The organism is Inquilinus sp. YAF38 (genome assembly GCF_052113205.1).
GTDB lineage: Bacteria > Pseudomonadota > Alphaproteobacteria > DSM-16000 > Inquilinaceae > Inquilinus.
Genome location: NZ_JBFRCU010000174.1, coordinates 1 through 4,932 on the forward strand (window position 1 = coordinate 1; position 4,932 = coordinate 4,932).

Consider the following 4,932-nt stretch of genomic DNA (forward strand, 5'->3'; position numbering starts at 1 on the left):
GCGCAGGGGCCGCAGCCGCCGGAGCGGCGGGAGCCGGCTGCTGGTCCGACGGCATCGCGTCGGCCGGGGCCGGCGTCCGCGGCGGACGGCCGCGACGGGGCCGGGCGACGATCGAGGCCGGCAGGGCGAGCTCGGTGTCGAGGCCGCTGTCCTCCTGGTCCCGCGGGTCAGCCCCGAAGCTGGCCGAAGCCGGGTTGTCGATCGGCGCCGGGTCGAGCGGGCTCGGGATGTGCGGCTGCGGCGCGTTCAGATCCGGCGGCTGCGGCCGATCGGCACGATAGTCCGGACGGCCTCCTTCGCGCGGGCCGCGGAAACGGTCGCGCTGCCCTTCCTCGCGGCCCTGCCCCTGTTCGCGATTCTGGTCGCGGAAGCCCTGGTCACGGTCGCGCGGCGGACGGTTCTCACGGTTCTCCCGGAACCCCTGCTCCCGGTTCCGGAAGCCCTGGTCGCGGTTCTGGCGGTCACCGCCGTCGCTGCGCCCCTCGAACTCGCGGCGCTGCGGCCGGTCGCCCTCGTTGCGCGGCTCGAAGTCACGGCCCTGCTGACGGTCGCCGCCATCGTTGCGCGGCTCGAAGTCCCGCCGCTGCTGCCGGTCGCCGCCGTCGTTGCGCGCCTCGAACTCGCGGCGCTGCGGCTGCTGCTGCGGCGGGCTGGTCAGCGGATCGTAGTCGGAATCGACGCCCGGCTGGTCGCGGCCGCTGTCCTGGCTCGGCTGGTGCTGCGGTGCGCCGTAGGCCTCGTTCATGGCGTTGATGATGCGGACATAGTGCTCCGCATGCTGCTGGTAGTTCTCCGCCATGACGCGGTCGCCCGACGCCTGGGCGTCGCGCGCCAGCCCCATGTACTTGTCATAGACCTGGAAGACATTGCCGCGGATGCGGATGTCCGGTCCATTGCTGTCGATGGTCTGGTTGCGGTTGGGCAGTGCGTTCGGCCGGCGCTGCTGGCCACCGCCACCACCGCTGCTGCCCCCTCCGCCACCACCACCGCCGCCGTTCCTGCCGCGCGCACGCCGCGAATTCGGTCCTGGTCTCATCAGCCTTGCTTCTGCAGATCGCTGTTTGCCGCGCTGCCGTCCCTCGCCGCCGCCTGATGCGGCCGGGCCCAGCGTCATCGTCGCTTCCAGCGCCGGAATGGCGGCCGCCTCAAGCGGTCAAGCCCGGAAATGACGGAATAAGGGACCCTAACGGCAATCCGGCGTCGGGCCAACGCTTTTTTTCGTCACAACGCAACGCGGTATGCCTGCGAGATCGTGCGGCGTGCCGGCGATGTCAAGCCCTGCGCCGCGGAACAGCGCCGCCACATCCGCCGCCTGGCCGATGCCGAGCTCGACCACCGCCGTGCCGCCGGGCGCCAGCAGATCCGGCAGCGCCGCCGCCAGGGCGCGATAGGCGTCGAGCCCGTCGGCCCCGCCGGACAGGGCCAGGCGCGGGTCGTGCTCGCGCACCTCGGGCTCCAGCGCCGCGATGTCGGAATCCGGGATATAGGGCGGGTTGGACAGGACAAGGTCGAAGCGGCCTGCCAGGGCGGTCGCCCAGTCGCCGACCGTGAACGCGGCGCGATCCGCCAGGCCCAGGGCCCGCGCATTGTCCCGCGCCACCCGGGCTGCGGCCTCGCTGCGGTCGACGCCGATGCCGAAGGCGGCGGCGCGGTCGTGCAGCACGGCCAGCAGCAGGCAGCCGGTGCCGGTGCCGAGGTCCAGCACCCGCAAAGGCCGGTCCGGGGCGGCGGCCAGCGCCGCCTCGACCAGCGTCTCGCTGTCCGGCCGCGGGTCCAGCGTCGCCGGGCCGAGCGCGAAATCGAGGCTCCAGAACTCGCGTCGCCCGAGGATGCGCGACACCGGCTCGCGCGCCGCCCGGCGGGCCAGATGGTCGGCGTAGCGCCCGGCGGCTTCCGGCGGCAGCGGCTCGGCGGCGCGCGTCAGCAGGCCGGTGCGGTCGATGCCGAGGGCGTGCATCAGCAGCAGACGGGCGTCGGACATGGCGCTGTCGATGCCGGCTGCGGCCAAGCGCGCGGTGCCGTCGCGCAGCGCCTCGGCGATGCTGCTCACGGCTGGTCGGCGAGGGTGGCGAGGCGGGCGGCCTCGTCCTCGGCGATCAGCGCCTCCACCAGCTCGTCCAGCGCCTCGCCCGCCAGCACCTTCTCGATCTTGTACAGCGTCAGGTTGATGCGGTGGTCGGTGACCCGACCCTGCGGGAAGTTGTAGGTGCGGATCCGCTCCGACCGGTCGCCGGAGCCGACCTGGCTCTTGCGGTCGGCGGCGCGCACCGCGTCCTTGGCCGCGCGCTCGGCCTCGTACAGGCGGGCGCGCAGGATCTTCATCGCCTTGGCACGGTTCTTGTGCTGCGACTTCTCATCCTGCATCACCACCACGATGCCGGTGGCCAGATGGGTGATGCGAACCGCGCTCTCGGTCTTGTTGACGTGCTGGCCGCCGGCGCCCTGGGCGCGGAACACGTCGACCCGCAGATCCTTGTCGTCGATCTGGATGTCGACCTCCTCCGCCTCCGGCAGCACCGCCACGGTGGCGGCGGAGGTGTGGATACGGCCCTGGGTCTCGGTCTCCGGCACGCGTTGAACGCGGTGGGCGCCGCTCTCGAACTTGAGCCGGGCGAAGACACTGCGGCCATTGATCTCGGCCGAGGCCTCCTTGTAGCCGCCCAGCGGCGTCTCGGCGATGTCGAGCACCTCGAAGCGCCAGCCGCGGATCGCGGCGTAGCGCTGGTACATCCGGAACAGATCGGCGGCGAACAGCGCCGCCTCGTCGCCGCCGGTGCCGGCGCGGACCTCGAGGATGGCGTTGCGGTCGTCGGCCTCGTCCTTCGGCAGCAGCTGCACCTGCACCCGCCGCTCCAGCGCCGGCAGGCTGTCGCGCAGGGCGAACAGCTCCTCCTGCGCCAGGGCCTTCATCTCGGGATCGGCCTCGGCCGCCACCATGGCCTCGAGCTCGGCCAGCTCGGCCCGGCCGCGATGCAGCGCCGCGATCTCCTCGGCGAGCGGCTCGAGCTCGGAATATTCCTTGGAATAGGCGGTGAACTGGTCCGGCGTCAGCTTGCCGGTGCCCATGCCGTCGCGCAGCTCGGCCACGCGGGACAGGACACGGTTCAGGTTTTCGTCGAGATGCACGGGAGGCTCAAATCAAAGGAACGGGCCGGTCGATTGGTCGGACGACAGGCCCGCTAGCGCTCTCGCAGACGCAGGATCATTCGGCCGTCCGTCATTCCGCCGCTTGGGCCGAGGCCGCCTCGGCGGCGGCGCGCTCGGCCTCGATCTGCTTGGCCTTGTCCTCGACCAGCGACACCAGGTGGTCGACGATGCCCTCGTCCTTCAGCCGGTGGTTCGGCAGGCCGTTGATGTAGACCTGATGCGTGCCCTTGCCGCCGCCGGTGAAGCCGATATCGGTCATCGTCGCCTCGCCCGGGCCGTTGACCACGCAGCCGATCACCGAGACGGTCATCGGCGTGGTGATGTGGGCCAGGCGCTGCTCCAGCACCTCGACGGTCTTGATCACGTCGAATTGCTGCCGGGCGCAGGACGGGCAGGAGATGATGTTGACGCCGCGGTGGCGCAGGCCGAGAGACTTCAGGAGGTCGAAGCCGACCTTGACCTCCTCCACCGGATCGGCGGAGAGCGAGACGCGCACCGTGTCGCCGATGCCGGACCACAGCAGCATGCCCAGGCCGACCGACGACTTCACCGTGCCGCTGCGCAGGCCGCCGGCCTCGGTGACGCCGATATGCAGCGGGTAGTCGCAGGCCTCGGCCAGCGCCTGATAGGCGGCGACGGCGAGGAACACGTCCGACGCCTTGCACGAGATCTTGAAGTTGAAGAAGTCGTGGTCCTCGAGGATGCGGATGTGGTTGAGCGCCGACTCGACCATCGCCTCCGGGCAGGGCTCGCCGTACTTCTCCAACAGCTCGCGCTCCAGCGAGCCGGCATTGACGCCGATCCGCATCGAGCAGCCATGGTCCTTGGCCGCCCGCACCACCTCGGCCACCCGCTCCTTCGAGCCGATGTTGCCGGGATTGATGCGCAGGCAGGCGGCGCCGTTCTGGGCCGCCTCGATGCCGCGCTTGTAGTGGAAATGGATGTCCGCGACGATCGGCACGGTCACTTCCGGCACGATGTATTTCAGCGCCGCGCTCGATTCCTCGTCCGGGCAGGACACGCGGACGATGTCGGCGCCGGCGATCTCGAGCGCCCGGATCTGATCGATCGTGCCCTGGATGTCGGTGGTCCGGGTGTTGGTCATCGACTGGACGGTGATCGGCGAATCGCCGCCGACCGGGACCTTGCCGACATGGATCAGGCGGGACTTCCGGCGTTGAATCTGGCGATAGGCGCGGACGGCGCTCATGACGTGACCTTAGGTGATGCGGCGTTCGTTGCGCGACAACATGGCCCTTTCACGCCGATCCCGCAATCCGGCAGGGCGGCAATGCGACCATGTGCAGCCGGCCGCGCTCAATTGGCTGTGGCCGGCGCGCCCCGCAGCTTCTGCGGGTCGAGTGCGATGTTGCGCACGACCTGGCCGGGGCCGCCGAGCGACGCCACCGGCGTGCCGTCGACCTCGACCTGCAGCCCGCCGGCATTGCCGGTGGTCAGGCGCTGGCCGTCCTGCGACGGCACGGCGTAGGTCTCGCCCGCCGCCATCACCCGGGTCATCACCAGCCCGCCCTGGCGGTCGCGGATCTGAACCCAGCTGTCGGCGTTGGCGCGCAGCATGATGCGGCTGTCGCCGGGGCCGGGGATCTGCGGCGCCGGCGGCTCACTCGCCAAGGCGGCGCCGAGCGGACGGTCGGCCAATGCGAGAAYGGCCGGCAGCGGCGACTGGGGTGCCGCCGCCGCGATCTGGGGCGCAGTTGCGGCAGGGACGGCGGGCGGGGTCGCCGCGGTCTGGACCGGCGCGGCCGGCGGCAGCGGCAGGGCCGG

At 71.5% G+C, this 4,932-nt stretch carries 5 protein-coding genes; all 5 read right to left on the reverse strand.

Features of this window, described 5'->3' with window-relative positions; genetic code table 11:
* Positions 1-1,036, reverse strand: a 1,036-nt coding sequence (locus AB4Z01_RS35805) for a DUF4167 domain-containing protein (RefSeq protein ID WP_441701573.1), incomplete at its 3' end; no start/stop codon positions are given.
* A gap of 147 nt (positions 1,037-1,183) precedes the next feature.
* Positions 1,184-2,050 (reverse strand): peptide chain release factor N(5)-glutamine methyltransferase, encoded by an 867-nt coding sequence (gene prmC / locus AB4Z01_RS35810; protein ID WP_441701575.1) that lies wholly within the window; start codon positions 2,048-2,050, stop codon positions 1,184-1,186.
* Positions 2,047-3,126, reverse strand: a complete 1,080-nt coding sequence (prfA, locus tag AB4Z01_RS35815; RefSeq protein WP_441701577.1) for a peptide chain release factor 1 — start codon at positions 3,124-3,126, stop codon at positions 2,047-2,049. Before prfA ends, prmC begins: the two co-directional genes overlap by 4 nt.
* Before the next feature lie 91 nt (positions 3,127-3,217).
* Positions 3,218-4,357: a flavodoxin-dependent (E)-4-hydroxy-3-methylbut-2-enyl-diphosphate synthase gene (gene ispG, locus AB4Z01_RS35820; RefSeq protein ID WP_429225043.1), complete on the reverse strand. Its 1,140-nt coding sequence runs from the start codon at positions 4,355-4,357 to the stop codon at positions 3,218-3,220.
* 107 nt (positions 4,358-4,464) lie between these two features.
* A partial coding sequence (locus tag AB4Z01_RS35825; RefSeq protein ID WP_441701579.1) for a DUF4115 domain-containing protein occupies positions 4,465-4,932 on the reverse strand: 468 nt, incomplete at its 5' end.

Coding starts and splice junctions, on each gene's coding strand:
- ispG (WP_429225043.1), bottom strand. CDS start 4,357: ATGAGCGCCGTCCGCGCCTATCGCCAGATTCAACGCCGGAAGTCCCGC.